At 39.4% G+C, this 18,901-nt stretch carries 14 protein-coding genes; 3 read left to right on the top strand and 11 right to left on the bottom strand.

Going from position 1 to position 18,901, the window contains the following annotated elements; genetic code table 11:
* Window positions 1-4: 4 nt before the first annotated feature.
* The 4 genes from NE473_RS15255 to NE473_RS15270 are packed head-to-tail and all read right to left on the bottom strand — an operon-like array spanning window position 5 to window position 4,986.
* Window positions 5-1,927: a glycoside hydrolase family 32 protein gene (locus tag NE473_RS15255; RefSeq protein WP_055651718.1), complete on the bottom strand. Its 1,923-nt coding sequence runs from the start codon at window positions 1,925-1,927 to the stop codon at window positions 5-7.
* A gap of 5 nt (window positions 1,928-1,932) precedes the next feature.
* The gene (locus NE473_RS15260) at window positions 1,933-2,751 is read right to left on the bottom strand and encodes a carbohydrate ABC transporter permease (protein ID WP_055651719.1); all 819 of its coding nucleotides are present in this window, start codon (window positions 2,749-2,751) and stop codon (window positions 1,933-1,935) included.
* On the bottom strand, window positions 2,748-3,635 hold the full coding sequence (locus NE473_RS15265; RefSeq protein WP_055651720.1) for a carbohydrate ABC transporter permease: 888 nt from the start codon (window positions 3,633-3,635) through the stop codon (window positions 2,748-2,750). The genes NE473_RS15260 and NE473_RS15265 overlap by 4 nt, the downstream gene beginning before the upstream one ends.
* Before the next feature lie 49 nt (window positions 3,636-3,684).
* A complete protein-coding gene (locus NE473_RS15270) occupies window positions 3,685-4,986 on the bottom strand; it encodes an ABC transporter substrate-binding protein (RefSeq protein WP_055651721.1) in 1,302 nt (433 codons plus the stop codon).
* Window positions 4,987-5,148: 162 nt separating this feature from the next.
* Here NE473_RS15270 and NE473_RS15275 point away from each other — a divergent pair, with 162 nt between their 5' ends.
* Window positions 5,149-6,975, top strand: coding sequence for a sensor histidine kinase (locus tag NE473_RS15275; RefSeq protein ID WP_172682292.1), 1,827 nt, complete (start codon window positions 5,149-5,151; stop codon window positions 6,973-6,975).
* Window position 6,976: 1 nt separating this feature from the next.
* Window positions 6,977-8,581, top strand: a complete 1,605-nt coding sequence (locus NE473_RS15280; RefSeq protein WP_055651723.1) for a response regulator transcription factor — start codon at window positions 6,977-6,979, stop codon at window positions 8,579-8,581.
* A 233-nt stretch (window positions 8,582-8,814) separates the two neighbouring features.
* Here NE473_RS15280 and ttdB read toward each other — a convergent pair whose 3' ends face one another.
* From ttdB to NE473_RS15295, 3 genes are all read right to left on the bottom strand, one after another.
* Window positions 8,815-9,441, bottom strand: a complete 627-nt coding sequence (gene ttdB, locus NE473_RS15285) for a L(+)-tartrate dehydratase subunit beta (protein ID WP_055651724.1) — start codon at window positions 9,439-9,441, stop codon at window positions 8,815-8,817.
* Window positions 9,442-9,519: 78 nt separating this feature from the next.
* Window positions 9,520-10,428, bottom strand: coding sequence for a L(+)-tartrate dehydratase subunit alpha (ttdA, locus tag NE473_RS15290; RefSeq protein WP_055651725.1), 909 nt, complete (start codon window positions 10,426-10,428; stop codon window positions 9,520-9,522).
* Between the two features lie 78 nt (window positions 10,429-10,506).
* Window positions 10,507-11,778: an SLC13 family permease gene (locus NE473_RS15295; RefSeq protein ID WP_055651726.1), complete on the bottom strand. Its 1,272-nt coding sequence runs from the start codon at window positions 11,776-11,778 to the stop codon at window positions 10,507-10,509.
* Between the two features lie 228 nt (window positions 11,779-12,006).
* On the opposite strand from NE473_RS15295, the gene NE473_RS15300 reads away from it, so the two are divergent.
* On the top strand, window positions 12,007-12,885 hold the full coding sequence (locus NE473_RS15300; RefSeq protein ID WP_055651727.1) for a LysR family transcriptional regulator: 879 nt from the start codon (window positions 12,007-12,009) through the stop codon (window positions 12,883-12,885).
* Between the two features lie 313 nt (window positions 12,886-13,198).
* Here NE473_RS15300 and NE473_RS15305 read toward each other — a convergent pair whose 3' ends face one another.
* The 4 genes from NE473_RS15305 to NE473_RS15320 all read right to left on the bottom strand — a co-directional run bounded on the left by NE473_RS15305 (window position 13,199) and on the right by NE473_RS15320 (window position 18,891).
* A complete protein-coding gene (locus NE473_RS15305) occupies window positions 13,199-14,509 on the bottom strand; it encodes an ATP-binding protein (protein ID WP_055651728.1) in 1,311 nt (436 codons plus the stop codon).
* Window positions 14,510-14,533: 24 nt separating this feature from the next.
* On the bottom strand, window positions 14,534-15,238 hold the full coding sequence (locus NE473_RS15310) for a LytR/AlgR family response regulator transcription factor (protein WP_055651729.1): 705 nt from the start codon (window positions 15,236-15,238) through the stop codon (window positions 14,534-14,536).
* 124 nt (window positions 15,239-15,362) lie between these two features.
* The gene (locus NE473_RS15315; protein ID WP_055651730.1) at window positions 15,363-18,365 is read right to left on the bottom strand and encodes a glycoside hydrolase family 3 protein; all 3,003 of its coding nucleotides are present in this window, start codon (window positions 18,363-18,365) and stop codon (window positions 15,363-15,365) included.
* Window positions 18,355-18,891: a GtrA domain-containing protein gene (locus NE473_RS15320; RefSeq protein ID WP_055651731.1), complete on the bottom strand. Its 537-nt coding sequence runs from the start codon at window positions 18,889-18,891 to the stop codon at window positions 18,355-18,357. The genes NE473_RS15315 and NE473_RS15320 overlap by 11 nt, the downstream gene beginning before the upstream one ends.
* Between the last annotated feature and the right edge of the window lie 10 nt (window positions 18,892-18,901).

An 18,901-nucleotide genomic window follows, 5' to 3' on the forward strand; every position in this document is an offset into this window, starting at 1 on the left:
GTCCTTACTTAATCTGTATATCATTTAAATAAACAAATGCCTGATTTAAATAAAAACCGCATTTTCCACCTTGATATCCGGGAATTCTTAATTTGATTTTTTTACAGTCATCCAACGAAACTTCCAGATATCGATCCATTACCTGTACCTCTAAAACATATCTTCGCCACTGATTGATTGAAAGGCTGACAAAACTAAGTGTTTCTTCCCCATATTTGACTTCCAGCCCTTCTTTTTCACGGTTCAGCAGAATGGTATACCCTTTTTCCAATTGGCTGTCCCAACCAAGCAGAAAACCGGCGTCTCTATTTTCCTCATATGGAGCAAAAATAATTCCTGCCTTTAGAGTAATGTCAAAATACGTTTTTTCAGTCAGCAGGCAGCCGTTTCCATGGCAATTTCCCTCCAATCCAAATACCGTTTCTCCCCAATTTCCGTTAACTATTTCTCTGAAATCATCATCTGCGCTCTTCATGCCTTCCTTCCATATGGAATTCAATTCATATATTTCTGTGTTTCTCAGAATACTGTCATTGCCAGAAGCCTCAATCCAATATGAAAAATCATTCATAAAAAACAGATTTGTCATTACTGCCATTCCATCATTAGCAAAGACCTCAATCTGTGAGTGATCAACCAGTATCTGCAGCTTTACCTGATCGAGCTCCGGCTGAAGAGAAACCTGATATTTTTCCAAAAAGTGTTCACAGGGAGCGTTCCCTGCCCCTCTTCTGTCTAAGTACAGCTCCTTCTTGCCAAAATCGTATCCTATTTTCACAGTCTCTTCCCGGTTATTTCTTATACATATTTCTCCATTTCCTTTTGAATCTTCTGATTGAAAACTGGTCACAATTTCACATAGTCCTGACTGAATATTTTTTAATATGGCTGTGTTCCCTGACAACACGAATTTATTTATTTGAGACACATTCTTTCGAATTTGCTTTAATTCTTCTACAGGTTTTTGAATTAAAAAAATTTCACTTTCCTCTTCTTTTAAAGTTAATTCTCTTACACAGCTAAATTGTCCTTTAAATGGATAAGAAGGCAGCTTATCCCTGTATTCCCAGTTATCCGCCCAGCCTATCATATACCTTTTTTTATTCGGAACATCATTCCAGGTAACTCCTGCATAAAAATCTTTCCCATAATCCAGCCACAAGGTTTTATGAGCAACGTTCCTATTGGTGAATGTCTTACCATTAAATTCACCGATAAAATACTGCATTCCGGTGCCTCCTGCAGGCGCACCCCGATTGACACTCACGCTTAAAACCCATTTTGATTTCCCGGCTGTCCCCTCCAATGGAAGTTCGAATAAATCCGGACACTCCCATACCCCCTCATGACTTCCTTCTTCCTCTCCAAAGGATCCCACATAAAACCATTTGGTCAGATCAAACGATTTGAAGAATTCCACATGATTTCCACAGGCAAGTACCATAATCCAGCACAATTCTCTGTCATACCATAATACTTTAGGATCTCTGAAATCTTTTTTCTCTCCGCCAGTTACCACCGGATTATAGTTATATTTTTTCCACGTTCTCCCCCTGTCACGGCTAAAAGCCATTCCCTGGCTCTGACAGGAATCGATATGCTCATTATAAGTATAAAATGCAGCCATAACAGCTTCACGCCCTATTTTCAGTCCACTTGTATTATTCCAGTCTATCACTACACTGCCTGACCAGATCTGACCGATCGTATCTGGAAATAATGCTGGTTCCAGATGTGTCCAATGGCACAGATCACCGCTTACAGCATGCCCCCAATGAATATGGTTATTGATATTATACTGGTGAAACAGGTGATATTCCCCTTCATAACAGACAAGTCCATTGGGATCATTAATAATATTTGTCTCTGCAGTATAGTGGAACTGCGGACGATATTTTTCTTTAAAATAAGGTTCTTTTTTTCTCATACTTGTCACCCCTTGACTGCTCCTGCAGATAACCCTTTCACAAACTCTTTCTGGAACACTAAAAATACCGCAACCATTGGCAAAAGACCTATCATAGCTCCTGCCGCCAGCAAATTATAGTCCGCGCCATAAGTTTGAAAAAAGCCGGATATGGCGAGAGGTATTGTATGGTAATTCTGGTTTTGTAAAAAGAATACCGACTGCGCATAATTATTCCATATTCCCACGCCCTGCATAATTACCACTGTTGCTGTCACCGGTTTTAGCAGCGGAAAGGTTATTTTCCAGAATGCAGTAAAATAGGTACAACCGTCAATAACCGCTGCTTCCTCCAAGGATTTGCTGCTTGAATGAATAAAGCTTTCATACAAAAAAGTGGATATCGGAAGGCTCATACAGGCAAGCAGAAAAATCATAGCCCAATGAGTATTGATTCCGTTGATTTTCCGCATGATAATGTACAATGGGACCGTATTAATAATTCCGGGTACCAGCATACTCAATAGCATAGCATTAAATATAAAACGATTTATACGACCACCGATTCTTGCAGCCGCATATCCTGCGCTGGCAGAGCAGAAAACCAGCAGCACAATCGCTCCTCCGGTATTAATAATCGAATTTTTCATAGCATTTCCCATATTTGATTTCGTCCATGCATCTGCGAAATTACGAACATTCATTTCTATCGGAAACCATTCCTTTGCCAGTTGATGCCCCGGCGTACTCAAAGCCAGATAAAACATTACGTAGAAAGGCAGCAAAAACAGGAGGATGATAGCAATGATCAGAATTCCTCTGCCTAATTTTCTCTTTTTTTTCACATTTCCACCTCTTTCCTGTTGCTCCATCTCATTACAAAGCCGATCGGTATTACAACCATGATAAACATAATAATTGCTACCGCAGTCGCATATCCTGCAAATCCATTAAACGACATCCTGTAAATATAGATACTCAGCGATTCAGTCGCATACCCGGGACCTCCCATGGTTAAGGACATAATAATATCGAAAACAGCCATAGAACCGATAATATTCGTTAATATATTGACTTTTGCTGACGGAAGCAGCAGCGGCCACGTCAAATATGTAAAAGTTTGAACAGCATTCGCCCCATCAATTTTTGCAGACTCATACAATTCTTCCGGCACATTTTGCAGACCAGCCAGATAAATCATCATAGGGCCTCCCACAAACTGCCATAAGTTTACCGCAATGATCAGCCATAATGCCTTATCCATATTGCCCAGATAATCGCGATACAGATATCCCATATTGAGGGCACGAAGAGTCTTATCCAGCACACCAGTCTGAGGAGACAGGATAAGAGTCCACAAGTATCCCATAATTAACGGACTGATAATAGTCGGGAGGTATACCACAGTTCGTGCCAGAATTCTTCCCTTTATTTTGGAATCGAACAGCAATGCCAGCATCAGTCCGAAAATGTTTAGCAAAAATGGACTGATAAGTCCAAAAATCATCGTAACTTTAATAGCATTTATTGCTCTGTCGTCGTGAAAAAAGCGGATAAAATTCGACAGTCCAACAAAATTTTTTTCTTCCGAAAATCCATTCCAATCAGTCAGACTTACTCCTATTCCCTGAATCAAAGGTAATAGAAAAAATGCTGCAAAGAGAACAGCTGCCGGCAGTATCATATATTTATGTAGATTAGACATTATCTTATTTCTTATTTGACTCATTTATACCCTCCTTTAAATAATGCGGAATGCATCGCATTCCGCAAGTATTTTATTGAGCCTCATATGATTTTTTCCAGTTTGCCTCATATGCTTCTACAAATTCTTCAGGAGTATATTTACCGGCAAACAGTTCCTGTACCATAATACCGATCGCATCGCCGCCAAAGCCTACAGGCTCATACACACTTCCAAGTGCTGCTGCATCCTTAAGTTCTTCCTCTATACCATTGTAGATTGGTGATAAAACCGCCTTTACATCTGTAAATACGGAGGGAGCCATTCTGGTTTCCGCATAGGATTTCTGATTTTCCGCCTGGAAAAGCCAGTCCAGAAATTCTTTCGCTTCTTTTTGGTTTTTAGAGTCAGAAGCAATATAATAAGTGCTGTCAGGAGCCGACACATATGCCGGTTTTACATCATCTTCCATTGCCGGAAATGCCATAAATCCTAATTTGTCTGCCATTTCCGGATTATTCTTCTCAATATTACTTAATGAAAACAATCCCTGGAAAATCATAGCGGCCTCACCATTAGCCATCGCGTTTACCTGGTCATCATAAGTTGCAGTCAGAACGTTTGAATTAATCAGTTCTTCTTTTTGAAGCGTCATAAGTCCTTCCACATATTTCTCATACGGTCCATCCGGTTCTGCCATTTTCATTTTTTCAATCTCACCCTGGCCTGCGATTCTATTGTACTCTATAATTCCTAACTTCTGCCGTTCGACAGCTCCCGGAATATCAGCAAACAGCATCCCCGTGGTCCATGCTTCTTTTCCAGCGAAATATAACGGAACAATCTCCTCTTTTTTCTCTTTAATCGCCCGCAGTACATTTTCAAATTCACTCCAGGTTCCAGGAGATGTGAGTCCTAATTCGTTAAAAATGTCCTTATTATAAATAATTCCTGTAAAAACCGTATTAGTAGGAACGAAATAATTTTTTCCGCTGATTGTATCCTTCGCTATTTCTTTAATAGATGGATCAATCCTGTCCCACCAGTCCGAATCAGATAAATCCAGGAATTTTCCTGCATCAATCATCTGCTGATTGGCCATTGTTGTTATATCTGGTATATCCCCTGCTGCAAACTTTGTCTGCAGTGCTGATGTCCCTTCTTTTAAAAATTCATGTTCCACAACAATCGAATCGCTTTGTTGATTAAATTGTTCAATCGCATCGTTATACCAGTCCACCATCTCCACATTTCCATTAAAAAATTTGACAGTTACCTTCGTCCCTCCTGATTTTTCCGTTTCTTCGCTCTTTTTTGCCTCCCCGCTGCAGGCGGTCAGGCCAACCGTCATAATTCCTGCTGCAAGCATAATCAGCCATCTTCTACATTTTTTCATGCTAAGCCTCCGTTACTTTTTATTTGATATCTCTATTCTAACTTACATGTCTCTCAATATAAATCCCTGCTTTTTCCAATCATGGTACTAATTTTTATCATTATCCTATCTAATCAATTTTCCTGTGCTATAATAATTTTATAAATGATGAAAGGGGACATTATGATGAAACTAAGACCGCTGTCTGATAAACCATATAAAGGGAACAGTATTGCTTTTACACTATCCGTTGTTGTAAGCATTCTGATCCTGATTTCCGTATTCCTGACTTCTATCGTATCCTATCATCGGTATACCAGAAATTTTCAGGAACAGTTTTCCCAAAAGACCAGTCAGACATTAGAACAGCTGTCACTCAATATTGATACTTATTTAGAAGAATTGTTTCACTTTTCACTGTTCCCTTACTATAACGATGATATTATGACTGCAATAGAATCAAAATATGACAATGAACTGGATTCTTTAAAGCAGCGAAGGGAAATAGAAAGTTTTTTAAATCAGATAATGGTTATGCCGAGAAAAGATATCACAAATGTCTTTATTCTTACTGACGAAATCTATTATAGCGGCAGAATGCCTAAAAGTATTAACTACTCAGAAGATTTTACTCAATACAGCTGGTATCAGAAGTGCATGAACACTCAGGATGTAATCTTCATACCAACTCAGCTTGAACAGCTGGTCAGCTATCCTAAACAACGCGTCTTTTCCATTGCCAAACAGCTTCGAAGCATAAAAAATATCGATCGGATCATCGGTGTAATAAAGGTCGACGCCAGCTATGAAGGGATTGAAACTATAGTAAAAAAAATATCAATGGGAAAGGATGGCGGAATTTTCATCATTGATAAACATAAAAATATCATTTACAGTAATATTTCAAAAGAAAAATCAGATTTTATTGCCAATTCCCTGCTCCAGACACCATCATCGTTTGTCCAGTCCATAGACCGCAAAGAATACTTAATAAATACGGCAGTCATTGAAAGTGCCGATTGGACTGTTGTTGGCCTCAGTTCTCTCGATGAGCTTAATCTGGAAGCAAGAAATACCCTGAATTTTTCCCTTGTTCTGGCAACACTTTGCTCTCTGGGTGCAATCGTCATTATGCTCTTTTTTACTAAACGCTTCCTAAATCCACTTATGGAGATCGTCACTCTAATGAAACAAGTACGCGAAGGAGATTTTGGCGTTGTATTTCAGGGGAAAACCCAGGGCGAGATAGGATATTTAGCCTCCTCCTTTAATTCCATGGTCAGCACAATCAACGATAACATAAACAAGAATACACAACTGATCAAAAAAATCTATGAAACAGAAATGCTTAACAAAGAAGCCCGGATCAATGCATTACAAAGTCAAATAAAACCGCATTTTCTTTATAATACATTGAATATGATCAGCATCGAAGTACAGCTCGGAAAATATGACAATGCTGTTGACAATATTGATAAACTGCATTATCTCCTGCGGAGTATGGCAAAATGGAAAAAAGATGTATCTCTCGAAGAAGAATTTAAAATTCTGGAATCCTATCTTGGGATACAAATGTGTCGTTTTGAAAATCGTCTCGAATTCTTTCTGGATTTGCCAGACTTTTTAAAAGACGATCGGATTATTCCATTCATCCTGCAGCCACTGGTAGAGAATTCTGTTGTTCATGGTTGTGAAACATTAACCAGAAAAACAACAATTACTGTAAAGGCCTGTTCAGATAAATCCTCTTTATATATCTCTGTCAGCGATAATGGCTGCGGAATCCCTGCCGAGCGTTTATCTGTACTCCAGGACCAGTTGTCGGACTGTTCGGCCAGTCTTGATCATCAGCCGGATTTTGCAAAAGATGGAGAACATATAGGGTTAAATAATGTAAACAGACGAATCAAACTTACTTACGGCTCAATGTACGGCGTCACATTAAACAGTGAATATCAAAAAGGGACTCAAATACTTGTTAAACTGCCCCTGATAGAGAAAGGATCATAATATGTACAGTATTTTATTAGTTGATGATGAGTTACTTACATTACAGTATCTGGAATTAATGATTCCACAAATTGATCAATCCTGGAGCATTGCCGGAACCTGTTCCAATGGAGCTGAGGCCTGCACGTGGCTGACAAAAAACCGTGCTGATTTAATCATAACAGATATTAAAATGCCGGAGATGAATGGCCTTGATTTCTGCACCTGCGTCAGGCAGCTTTATCCTGAACAGAAAATTATCATTCTGTCTGGCTATGATGACTTTCAATATGCCAGACACGCTATCCGTTATGGGATAAAAGAGTATATTTTAAAACCAATTTCAAAGACAGAACTTAAATCAGTGCTCCAACGAATGAAAGAACTCATAATAAAAGATGAAGAGCAGGCCGCCAATTACCACAGCCTTCTTGAACTTTCCAGTGAAGGAAAAATTCAAATAATTGCAAAATTTATAAAAGCAGTAATTTCAGAATCTAATGTTGAGGTTAAATCCCTGTACCCATGCCTTTGCCGCATGAAAATCAGTCTTTTAGACGGTCCCGGTATTTTACTGCTGCTTAGTCCTGATGACAATATATTGCTGGAACACGGAATTCCCGTTTACGATTTACCGTTGTTTAAATATATTGTCAATCAGGTTGCCCATGATATCTGCAAAAAACATGCGAATATGTGGACATGCCTGGATTCTGAAGAAAACACGGTTATCCTGATCTCCGAAGAGGAAGAAAATATCTTTCTGACTGTGCAGACAGTATATTCGCAGATTAAGGATTTGGTCATCCGGCACTCGTGCATCAGTTTAAGCGGCGGTGTCAGCAGCGTTTTCTCAAATGTTTTACAGATGAATCATGCCTACAAAGAAGCCTCTTCCGCTCTTAACCAACGCTTATTTAAAACGTATGGCTGTATTCATTCTTTTACAGATATGAATTCTATTGAAGTGGAACATCAGCGGTTATTATGTCAGTACAGTACCTCACTGAGCACATATTTGGTCGAAAAAGATCTTATTAATATGAAATCCATGATAACTTCTTTTGTAAATTTAATTCCTCAATATACGCCACATACAACGCTCAGTTTTGGAGTATTTTTAATTAAATCTACAACAGGGGGAAATTTCTTCTGGAAACCTGAGGATATTGAAAATGCCTGTGTAAAACTTTTGCAGACTACTGCAGATAATAAAGCCGATGTCATATCGTTATATCATTCTATTGCGCTTTCTTTATCTGCTTCTACTGCCCCTGACACAGAAGATGCAGAGAAAGAGCGCAGTGAAAATGCAATTGTCTCCACGGCCAAAGACTATATTGACAAAAATTACTCTAAGCCAATTACACTTGCGCTTCTGGGTGAAGTGACCGAGGTGTCTCCCAATTATCTGAGTACAATTTTTCATAAAGTGCAGAAAGAATCATATATTAAGTATCTGACCAGAGTCAGAATGGAACATGCAATCTTATTGATGAAAAACTATCCAGAATTAAAAATCTATGAAATTGTCGAAAAGGTTGGATATATCAGCGTGAAGAATTTTTCCTATGTCTTCAAACAAATATATGGAATCTCACCAGGGAGATTTCAGCAGTCATTATGATGGCAGCAGCGTCACAGCCAGCGATAAGCATGACTGCCTTATCTCTAATTCTGATGGGAAAACCTGCAATTCTATGAAAATAAGAAAGACGCCAAAATATATTCCAATTTTGACGTCTTTCTCTCTGAATAATAAGGCCAAAGCCTGACACCATTTCCGGATTTCTCCTGATTGTCTTTCCATTTGCCTGGGTGATTGAATCACAATCATACTGCAGACAATCAACAACAGTATTATGATATAAAACCAACCTGTTTACTGATCAGCTCTATCTGTTCATCTTTTTTCTTATTATACTCCACCTTCTTCTCCTCGAAGTAATTTCTCCCCTCACTGTCAATAGATACAATAAGCGGCCCAAACTCTTTTACACGGCAGTTCCACAGTGTCTCCGGCATTCCAAGATCCAGCCACTCTGCACGCTCGATTTCTTCCACTTCCACCGCGGCTACTACGGCATTTCCTGCCGGAAATACGCAGTGGATTGCCCCGAAATCTTTACATGCTCTGGCGGTTTCTTCCTTCATTCCGCCTTTTCCGACAATAACACGGACTCCTGTTGTTTTTACAAATTCATACTCGAACTTCTCCATTCGCATAGAAGTAGTCGGCCCAACGGATACCATTTCATACGTTCCATCGTCATGAGGACGAATAATCGGACCGGCATGAAGAATTGCTTCATTTCTCACATCAACCGGAATCTGTCTTCCTTCTTCCACGACTCTTCTGTGAGCCACATCTCTGCAAGTTGTAATATGTCCGTTTAAGTAGATGATATCTCCAATATGGATATCTTTTAAGTCCTCTGCTGATACAGGTGTTGTTAAGATTTTCTTTCCATCCATTATTTCAACCATGGTAATCTCCTTTATTGATTCGATTCTTCCCACCCTGGGAATGCATTTTACGGCTGCTTGATTTTACGCTTCTTGATTTTACGCTTCTTGATATTCGAATCCGGTATGGGTTGTCACCTTAAAATTAAGGTCTTTATCAAATACAATATGGCCTCTTCTATGGCTCCAGCATCCTACATTTACTGCAACACCAATCGCAGACGGATGGCGGGCAGTATTTTCAATGTTTACACCCATAACGGAATAGCTTCCGCCCATTCCCTGCGGACCAATACCAATCGCATTGATTCCATCCTCCAGTAACTGTTCCATCCTGGCAGCACGCTCATTCTCATTGTGTGATCCAACCGGTCTCATAAGAGCCTTCTTAGAAAGCATTGCTGCTGTTTCTACACTGGTCGCCACGCCAACGCCGACAAGAAGCGGCGGGCAGGCATTTAATCCATAGCTTGTCATTCGATCCAGTACGAACTTCGTTATACCTTCATATCCTTCGCCCGGCATAAGAACTGTTGCACTGCCCGGAAGTGTGCAGCCGCCGCCTGCCATATAGGTGTAAATCTCACATTCATCAGAATTTGGAACGATATCCCACCATACAGTAGGTGTTCCTTTCCCAACGTTCTTACCTGTATTATACTCATCAAACGTTTCAACCGAATTGTGGCGAAGTGGGGCTTCAAAAGTAGCCTGGACAACTGCATCTTTCAACAAAACTTCCAGCTCATTGATCAGCGGAAAATTCGTACCGCATTTTACCCAAAACTGTAATACTCCTGTATCCTGACAGGATGGGCGGTTTAATTTCACTGCAAGATCCTGGTTGCGGAACATGGTCTCATAAATTGTCTTTGCCATTGGATCATCTTCCTTATCACGAAGTTCCTTAAGCTTGTCTACCACATCATCCGGCAGTTTCCTGGCTGTAAACCCAACAAACTGTGCCATAATATCCTGTACTCTTTTCACCTGTACTTCCTGTGTCATAGTTTAATCCTCCTGATATGTAATTCATTGTTTTTCTATTTCCTGATACCCATACTTCTTCCTGATTCCTATACTTCCTTATGGAAAGAACGGGAATGCGATTGGTAAAATAATCATGCTTACGATCGTTGCAATGATAACAAGTGGAATTCCTGCTTTCACATAATCTTTAAACTTGTATCCGCCAGCTCCCACAACCATCGTGTTCGCAGGCATTCCAATTGGTGTACAGTAAGCGCACGATCCGCCAATCACGCATGCCATAAGCACGGCTCTTGGATCAGCCCCCATTCCCTGTGCAATCGCCAGACAAATCGGCGCCATTAAGGCTGTAGTGGCTGTATTTGACATAAAATTTGTCATCACACAGCAGAGAATGAATACTACAAAAGTGAGTATAAACGGAGATGGATTGGATCCTAGCGCTCCAATCACAACATTTGCAATCATTTCGCCGGCTCCCGAGGAATCCAGGGCTGCTGCGAGAGAAAGCGTTCCGCCAAACAGGAATATTGTCTTCAAATCAATGGATTTGAGCGCCTGTTTCTCTGTAATTACTCCTGTTAAAATCAGAAGCAGGGCTCCGATACTTCCAGATATGTAAAGCTTAATTCCTATCTGCTTTTCAAAAATCATTGCAAGCAGTGTTCCCACTAAAATTACAAGTGACAATATCTTTTTCCACTTCGGTACACCTGAGAAATCTTTTGTTGTATCGAATGCAGTTCCGTCATCTTCTACATCGTGATTTGGTAATAACTTAAATCCAATGGTTGCATAGAAAATGATTCCGGCTGCAAGTATTGGAAAACCAACAATCGCATATTCAAAGAAACCAAATTTAAGTCCTAACGGTTCGAGTGTTGACTGTGCAATCATGTTTCCCGGTGCGCCAATGAGTGATAAATTTCCTCCCATGGCTGCCGCAAAGACAAGCGGCATCAGAAGTCTCGATCTCTTAAATCCCGATTTCGCCGCAATTCCGATAACAACCGGAATCAAAACCGCAGCCGTACCAGTATTGGAAAGTACACCGCTCATCAGACCTACAATCATCATGATTGCTACGATCAGACTTCGTTCTGTTTTTGCAAATTTTGTTACAATTCCTCCAATTTCGTTTGCCATCCCTGTTTCAAAGAAAGCACCTCCGACAACAAACATCGCTACAAATAGAATTACGTTCGAATCAATAAATCCGGCAAATGCAGTCTTCGGCTCCAAAACTCCGGTCACAATCAACCCTATGCAGGCAATCATAGATGTGAGTCCCAGCGGAATCTTCTCTGTCACAAACATGATGATAGCAAATGCGAGAAATAGTAAAGTGATTATCGCTGCTGTATTCATATGTTTCCCCTTTGATCATATATTTTTTTAGTTACGTTTTGTACAATCCCGGCCGTTTTGTACCTTGTGACTTTACTATACCTCATAACTTGACTTTTGTAAAATTTATATAATCTATGTTTAGTATTGGTTTTTTTAATACTATTATTTCATTCTTCCGCCAAACATGTTATACTGTTTCTGTATACTCATAATTGCTATTTTGATATGAAAAACAGGGAGTTTCCTATGACACTAAATCAATTAGAATATTTTTGCACCGTATGCCGGTATCACAGCATTACCCGGGCTGCAGAGGAACTATTTGTTTCCCAGCCAACCATTTCCCTTGCCTTAAAGGAGCTGGAAAAAGAATTTCAGCTTCAACTGTTTAACCACACACGAAACAAAATCAGTCTGACAAGCGACGGCGAACAGTTCTATCTGCGCGCACAGGATTTGTTAACTCAGACCCAATCCCTTTATACAGACTTTTCACTGCTTGGTCAGACAGTCCGGCCAATAAAAATCGGAATTCCGCCAATGATCAGCACTGTTTTCTTTCCCCGTATGATTGACAGTTTTCACGAAATCAGTGACACTCCCATCCAATTGTACGAATTTGGATCGGTTCGTGCCTGCAGCATGGTAAAATCCGGAGAACTTGACCTTGCAATCGTAAATCTTGACTTCTACGATAAAGACAACTTCAATTATCACGTACTCATGGAGGACAAAACCATCTATTGTGTCTCACGATCTCACCCGTACGCCAAAGAAACTGCTGTGACAATTGATATGTTAAAAGATGAAGCTGTCATCTTCTTAAATACGGACTCTGTCCAAAATCAGACCATCAACCTCCGATATCGCAAGGAAGGCTTAACCCCCAACGTAATCCTTTACTCCAGCCAGCTTTATACTACGTTAAACTTCATACGGGGCGGAAATTGCGGTGCCTTCCTTTACTCCACTCTGGCTGCCAATCCAAGAGATTTTGTACAGATACCCATTTATCCGGAAATAACAACTCAATTTGGCGCTGTCTGGAAAAAGGATTCTCTTCTAGGAACTACACAGGAGTTTATTGACTTTGTGAAGCAGTACGATATTACATCATATGTGTGATGATCTTATTTTTCAATCATCGAAAATGTTATCCTATAACTAGGATTGTACTATTTCATCACATAAGAACATTCAAAGAAAGCATGGCAGACTGTCTGTGTTACAGCCTGCCATGCTTTAAACTCATCCTGCCAATTTCAGGATTATCGGCTAACAAATATTATCTCACAATCCCACATAAAGCGGGAGACTAACTTTAGGCAAGATCCGAACTAGAAGAAACCACAGTATCCAGACTTACCATGGTCATGGAACGTATTGTAAGTTATGCTGCGGCACACGTATAGCATAGTATCCTCACATGTATCTTATTTTACGCTTTAGGAAATAATATTTCCAGACGGAACCAGTTGTCCGTAACCTCCACATTCATATATCCTTCATATTTTTCTACCGCATAACAAATGCTTTTCAAACCATATCCGTGATATCGCTTGTCTGCCTTTGTTGTCGACGGAAAATGCCCATCAAATTCCAGTTCTCCCTCAAAATAATTTTCAATTACTACACATATAAAATTATTCTTCTGTGATACCGTCACATGAATCAACCGCTTTTCTGCAGTGGTAACCTGTGCTTCATATTCAATAGCATTATCCAAGGCATTACCAAATATTGTACAAATATCCATAACATGAATTTGATTCAAGAGCGTTCCATCAGCAACAGTAATAAGAGAAATTCCCATATTTATACATTTTTCACTTTTGTTCGTAAGAATTGTATCCAATACAGAATTTCCTGTTTTATTTTCCGCTTCATATTTCTTGATTCCCTGTTCAATTTCATCTAAATATTCACCACGTTTTTCACCGTTTGATTCTTCCCTTAATATTTGAAGATGGTGCTTTAAATCATGGTACTTCAAATCAATTAATCTTCTGCTCTCCTGTGACATTCGATATTGGTTATACTGATTCTGCAAAATATTGTTAAGAGCAGTTACCTCCTGCCTTCTATCTGCATCCAGCTTCTGCATTTGAAGTGCTTCTAAAAGCAGCACGCCTACCATGCTGAACAAAGTTCGGATATTGAATATCTCCATAGTTCCTGTTCCTGTAAAGGGGTTGTTAAAGGACACGTAACTCATATTGCTTAGCATAAAAATTAGAAGTGTAATTCCCCATTCAAGCGCAAGCTGTTTTTTTGTAATCGAAAGCCACCTTTTCTCTGTATAACCCGGCATTATTTTTCGTTCTAAAGCAGTTATAAGAAGATATCCAAATAGATAAAAAAACACGCAAAAAAAGAAACTGAATATTTTTTCGCCAATATTATCAATAAAGTAATAATAATAAATTTGCCATTCGATTGCCGCCAGAAACTCCGCTTTCAAAAATCCTCTGGCACTTAAATATGCCGATGCTTTGATATCAATACCAAGGCAACTTCTGTTCAGAAAAATCATAGTAAAAATTGCCGCAAACATACCAAATAGCCACAGCACATTTGAGACCATTCCGCATAGCATCTGAATGACATATAATACTGGCAGCGCTGCTGCCAATTTGCATACAATCTTACTTATCTCGTTTTTGTTAATCAGATTTCTGTATGCAATTAATATGGTTACACAGCTGAGCCACTCAGCGAGTGCAGTATAAGTCTTGGGTATATCCTGCATTTTCTCCTGTGCCTCCTGAATACATTATTTGGTCATAAAACTGACAAGTGCTTTCATAAACTCCACTTTTTTCCCCCGGCTTATTAACAACTGTGCATCGCCAATCTGTACATGTCCATTTTTTGTTCCCTGTACCTGACTTAAGTTTACCAGATTTCCACTGTTACACCGACAAAAGCCTTCCGGTCTTAATTTCTCTTCCACTTCCTTCATACTATAGACGGTTGTACCATAGTCTCCTTCTACTGTATGAAATGTCAACCTGTGTCCTTGACTTTCTATCCAAAGAATATGGCTGGAACAGATTTTTAAAACTCCGTCACGAAACTTCACAGTAATAAATACTTCTTTGTTTTTTTGCAGAGATCGAATTGCTTTTTTTAATGTTTCTGAAAAAGGGATGTATGAAATCGGCTTTAAAATGTAATCCAGCGCATCTACGCCATAACCTTTTATGGCATATTGGACCATGTTCGTAACAAAGACAATAATAACTCGCTCATCCATCTTTCGTATTGTTTCTGCCGCCGCTATTCCATCCATCATTTTCATCTCAATATCCATGAAAATAATGTCCAGATCCAAGGGATAATTGTCTGCTATTTCATACCCATCCCGGTATCTTAAAATTTGAAAATGTTCCTGGTATTCTCTTTTATACTGCTGAATGAACAGCGTTATTCTGTCTGCCCAAATATCTTCATCTTCTACTATTGCTATGTGAATCATATACGTCCTCCGAATTTGTATCTAATTGTAACATGATCATATTAAAAAAACAACCGAGGAACAAGACACCAGAAAAAACCACCACACTTTTTTCTAGTGTGGCAGTCCTTTCTACAATATAACATTATTTCTCTACAGTGGAAATCTCAATACATTCCTTTCTGCGAATATACCGTCTAATTACAATCACTTCCCAAATTACAAGCAATAATATAATAATCGTGTCTGCTGCCCATAAAATATTTACCCACATTGGGCTTCCGGTTGCAACATCCATTGCATTTGAATTTGCCAGCGCATACAAGTAATTATGTGCGGCATTTCTGAGTGCAATCACCGTGCCGGCTGATTCATCATCCCAATATCCTTTCTCTATAGATGCAGACAACATCTTATCAGTACCTGCACGAACGGACTCATTTGGATTCTGATAGTACTTACTTACTGTATCAAGTGCATCCGTCATCACACAGCCTACAAATCCCCATTCATCTCTAAGGACATTATTCATTAATTCTATACTTGCACCAACCCATTCACTTCCGATACCATTTTTAGAATTCATAACACCATTTGACTTTCCTTCTTTCACTGCTATTTCAAATGGCTTTAAATAAATTTCTCTGATTGCCTGTTCGGTCGACCATGTACAGATACCTTTTGCCCGATCTGTTTCAGAATCATTTAATGCAAAATGCTTAATATAGGTAATAACTCCATGTTTTCTGGCTGCGGCAACTTCATTTGCTGCCATCTTGCCGGAAAGCAGGCTATCCTCAGAGTAGTACTCAAAGTTTCTTCCAGAGAATGCGCTTCTGTGTATATTCAAACCCGGGCCATACCAGCCTGTCATACCATAGTCCGTCAGTTCCTGACCAATCCGATCTCCCATATCCCTTGCAAGATCTACATTCCATGTTGCAGCAAGTAATAATGGTGCGGTAAAACCTGTTCCCATTTTTCCGGTAAAGAAACTGTGTATACCAGAAGGTCCATCCGTATCCACTATATAGGGAAGATTAATGCTTTCTGTTATAACTGCATGGTAAGTTCCATCCGCGACCAGACTCTTTAGTTCCTCCACAGTCAATTGATCTAATAAGTCATCCCATTTTTCATTGTTATAAGCAAGACCTTCCATATCCTGTATGGTCAACCCATTATCTGCACCTGTTGTCGGCATTTCTGCATTTGGATCATCATATTCCGAAGCATCAAATGTTATAATAGAAGCATAATTTTCTTTTATTTCGTCTGTCATTGCAAAAACTGCTGGTCCTGCAACAGCTTCCTCATAATTTTCGAATCGATTCGCTCTGCTCATATAGGTAACATTGCCTTTTGATTCCGGGAACTGGTTTGTAGCTGCTACACTATCATTTGAACGGCTCCCTCCATTTTCCTCATCGTAAATAATATCTTCTGGTACATTTGTCTTATATGTGTCTAACACCGTATGTGAATTACTGCACAGGTTAATGTCATAATCCCCAGCCTCAAGTATATAAGCACCCTTTTCACTTTTAAGACATTCAGAATCATAGGATGCCATATCTTCATAATTAAATTCAATGGTTACAGTCTGAGACGCTCCTGGGTCAATCATATCCGTCTTAGCGAATCCAACTAAGTTTACTGCTGCCTTTTCTATGCCTCCATTCGTATATGGAGGGGTATAAAACAGCTCAGCCACATATTTACCGGCAACTTCTCCGGTGTTTTTTACAAGAACATCTACCGCAATCCTGTTCCCATCATCTTTTACATCATCTATACTGGCTTCAAAGCTGGTGTAACTAAGACCATATCCAAATGGATATTGCACCGTGGAATCATAATCAATGAGCCCTTCTGCAGCAGCCGTCTCATAAAACTTATATCCTACATAAATCCCTTCATTATAATTAACAAAAACCGCTTTATTATCTTCACTGCCTGTTACATCTGCGTAATTCTCATACGTGAAGCTGCCAAAATTATTGATTATCGGCGTGTTTAATAAGTCATAGACAAATGTATCCACCAGATGTCCGGAAGGATTTACTTCACCGTTTAAGATCTTTCCAAGAGCTCTAAATCCAACCTCTCCGGGACTTGGGCACCAAACAGCCGCCTTTATATTATCGTATGTATCAAGCCATCCCAATTCCATTGCTGCCGCAGAATTTACAACCACAATTATATTTTTAAAATTTTTGTTAACTTCATTTAATAATCTAATTTCCCGATTGGTAAGTTCAAGGTAACTTTTTGATGCATCCAGATCATCATCCTGTGTAGAAAAAACAATGGGATTGCCCTGTTCAGCTGTCAAGTAATTGTTTTCCTCGGACAAACTCATTGGAAGGTCTCCGCCTTCTCCACTTGCTCTGCTCACAACTACTATGGCAATATCCGAAAACTGTTTTGCCTCTTCAAAAATGCCTTCTTTCTGATATTCATCCATAGTTGGCTCTGGAACTGTAAAGTCTTCATCTGCAAAGCCTATTGAAGGACGTTCTGATCGATAACCTTTATAAAAATTTTCTATGGATTTGTTTGTTTCAAAACCTGCTTCTTCTAACCCTTGAATCAGGGAAACTCTGTTTTCAGCTGAAGTGGAACCAGAGCCGCTTCCGCCATATACCGGATTGGTTGATGACCATCCAAACACATTCACTTTACTGGACTTTGTCAACGGCAATGCTTTGTCGTCGTTTTTCAGCAGTGTAATTCCTTCTTCTGCAATTTGTTCTGCTGTTTCCACAGAATTCTGCTTATGCTCATCGGAAATTTTGCTGGTACCGGACAACAGATTATTTACAATAGAATACTGCGGTCCCAGACAAATCCATGTTATGCTAATCACCAGTGCCAAAAGCATAGCTACACATCCTTGTACGGATACCAGCTGCCTGCAATTAACCTGTTTTAAAAATTTGCCTGCAATAACACAAACAAGTCCTGCAATCAGAATAACCCCGCCAATCATTAACTGCAGGCTGCAATTTTTTATAGCTGCAATGACATCCACCATCTGAACAGGAACACTGCCATTGAACATCATATCATAGATTCTGTAACCTGCCGCTGCCAAGACAGCCAGAATCACCACCGTAACTGTTATTTTTAACCAATTATTTTTCATTTTTCCCTCCTGCTATTCTATATTTTGCTTCTTTTTCTTTTGATTTTGGCATAATCCAGAACTTCATACTTGGATAGCTTATAAGTACCTGTACCACAATATTTATAATATTAGCCAATATTGGGGCCATCCCTCTCGTCATACCCAAGCCTATTAAAATCTTTTGACTATATGCCGGCAAAGCCGCCGATATAGTTACTATTATTATTACCATGATTACATATTTAGGTAATGCTGTTTCAAATTGCACATCGGATTTGAATACCAGATTCTTCTGTACAAAATAGTTGACAATCTGCGCGGCTATTGTGGCTATAAAAAAACTCAGGAATCCACAAAGCATTAAACTTTCCGGCGTCGTATAATGAAACATCAGAAAAGAAATCGGGGTTTCATTTAATCCTTTAAAGATAAAACTGGTACACAGCCATATGACAATAAAATTAGTTATTGTCGCGCAGTTAGCCAGCAGATTAAACATAATAAATTCTTTCAAATCGGGGTGCCTTTCCATCCATTTCTTCATCTGTTACTTA

It is taken from the genome of Hungatella sp. SL.1.14 (genome assembly GCF_024460495.1).
GTDB classification, from domain to species: Bacteria; Bacillota; Clostridia; order Lachnospirales; family Lachnospiraceae; genus Hungatella; species Hungatella hathewayi.

Coding starts and splice junctions, on each gene's coding strand:
- NE473_RS15255 (WP_055651718.1), bottom strand. CDS start 1,927: ATGAGAAAAAAAGAACCTTATTTTAAAGAAAAATATCGTCCGCAGTTC.
- NE473_RS15265 (WP_055651720.1), bottom strand. CDS start 3,635: ATGAGTCAAATAAGAAATAAGATAATGTCTAATCTACATAAATATATG.
- NE473_RS15270 (WP_055651721.1), bottom strand. CDS start 4,986: ATGAAAAAATGTAGAAGATGGCTGATTATGCTTGCAGCAGGAATTATG.
- NE473_RS15275 (WP_172682292.1), top strand. CDS start 5,149: ATGATGAAACTAAGACCGCTGTCTGATAAACCATATAAAGGGAACAGT.
- NE473_RS15280 (WP_055651723.1), top strand. CDS start 6,977: ATGTACAGTATTTTATTAGTTGATGATGAGTTACTTACATTACAGTAT.
- ttdB (WP_055651724.1), bottom strand. CDS start 9,441: ATGGTTGAAATAATGGATGGAAAGAAAATCTTAACAACACCTGTATCA.
- ttdA (WP_055651725.1), bottom strand. CDS start 10,428: ATGACACAGGAAGTACAGGTGAAAAGAGTACAGGATATTATGGCACAG.
- NE473_RS15295 (WP_055651726.1), bottom strand. CDS start 11,778: ATGAATACAGCAGCGATAATCACTTTACTATTTCTCGCATTTGCTATC.
- NE473_RS15300 (WP_055651727.1), top strand. CDS start 12,007: ATGACACTAAATCAATTAGAATATTTTTGCACCGTATGCCGGTATCAC.
- NE473_RS15305 (WP_055651728.1), bottom strand. CDS start 14,509: ATGCAGGATATACCCAAGACTTATACTGCACTCGCTGAGTGGCTCAGC.
- NE473_RS15310 (WP_055651729.1), bottom strand. CDS start 15,238: ATGATTCACATAGCAATAGTAGAAGATGAAGATATTTGGGCAGACAGA.
- NE473_RS15315 (WP_055651730.1), bottom strand. CDS start 18,365: ATGAAAAATAATTGGTTAAAAATAACAGTTACGGTGGTGATTCTGGCT.
- NE473_RS15320 (WP_055651731.1), bottom strand. CDS start 18,891: ATGAAGAAATGGATGGAAAGGCACCCCGATTTGAAAGAATTTATTATG.